The following is a 960-nucleotide window of genomic DNA, read 5'->3' on the forward strand; positions in this document are numbered from 1 at the left end:
GCCGTCGGCCAGGGTGACGGTGACCTGCGCTTCGATGACCCGTACCAGGATGAGGGCGGGTAGTGTGCCGTAGCCGATGCGGGTCAGGTAGGAGCCATCGGGCAGGCGCTGGGTGATGGTCGGGCGGCGGCAGGCGGTGGAGCGGACCAGGAACTGCGTGCCGCGTTCGCGCACGTGGTGCAGGAACTGCGCGGCATCGAAGCCGGCGTCGGCCAGCAGCAGCATCGCGCGGTCCAAGACGCCCACCAGGCGGTGGGCGTACGGCAGTTCGCCTCCTGCGTCAGGGCCGAAGTCCGCGGCGAGTAGGGCGCGGGTCCCGCACTCGATCACCACGAGCAGCCGCAGCAGCGGGTAGCCGAACTCCCGCCGGTCTCCTACCCGTTTGGGGTAACGCCAGGTGACCTGATCTGCGTCGGGCACGTGCAGGTGAGTGCCATCGATGGCCACGGTGCGCAGGCCCCGGTAGAACACGCCGGGCTGGCTGGGCAGGCCGACGACACCGGCCAGAGCCTCGAACAGCCGCCGTAGCCGCGCCGGTCCGATCCGGCGGCGGGCGCGTGAGAGTGAGGAGACGCTCGGCCGCGTCAGGCGCAGGTCCGTCAGGGCAGCGGTCAGCTTCCCCCAGGTCGCCAGATAGGAACAGCCCTCGAACAGGGCGAGCGCGAGGACGAAGTACACCACGACCCGAGACGGCAGCAGCCGCAGCCGCTTCTCCCGTGTCCCGGTCTCCTCCAACACCGCGTCTACCAGGTCAAAGTCGATGATCTGGGTCAACTCACCCAGATGACCGGGCGCGTGCACACCCCCGGCCACCTCGAACGACCGGCTGATGACAGACTTCTCCTGCAACGGGACTCCTGATAACGATCACCTTGCTCGACACAAGCTGATCTATCAGAAGTCCCGTTCGCGTCTTCAAAGCCTTGACTCAGGCCCCGATCGCCAAACGCAACGGCGTTG

General features: G+C 67.9%; 1 protein-coding gene. It reads right to left on the reverse strand.

Annotated elements, in window-relative coordinates; translation table 11 throughout:
* A partial coding sequence (locus tag FXF52_RS41135; protein WP_148805042.1) for a transposase domain-containing protein occupies positions 1-849 on the reverse strand: 849 nt, incomplete at its 3' end.
* Between the last annotated feature and the right edge of the window lie 111 nt (positions 850-960).

The organism is Micromonospora sp. MP36, from assembly GCF_008119785.1.
Lineage (GTDB): Bacteria > Actinomycetota > Actinomycetes > Mycobacteriales > Micromonosporaceae > Micromonospora.